Consider the following 201-nt stretch of genomic DNA (forward strand, 5'->3'; position numbering starts at 1 on the left):
CTAGGTGTGTTGTTCGGGGAGGTTGGTGACGCGGCTGGCGGGTGTTTGGCCTGCGATGCCGGTGTGGGGTCGGTGGTAGTTGTACCAGTCGATCCAGTCGGTGAACGCGGTCTGGCGTTCGGTGTCCGAGGTGTAGGGGCGGTGGTAGGCCCATTCCTCGAGCAGGGTGCGGTGGAAGCGTTCGACCTTGCCGTTGGTCTG

At 64.2% G+C, this 201-nt stretch carries 1 protein-coding gene; it reads right to left on the reverse strand.

Translation table 11 applies throughout. From position 1 onward, the window contains the following. Positions 1–201: integrase core domain-containing protein (locus tag RM779_RS33610; RefSeq protein WP_311621577.1), on the reverse strand; the 201-nt coding region annotated here is incomplete at its 5' end.

The organism is Streptomyces johnsoniae (assembly GCF_031845565.1).
GTDB lineage: Bacteria > Actinomycetota > Actinomycetes > Streptomycetales > Streptomycetaceae > Streptomyces > Streptomyces johnsoniae.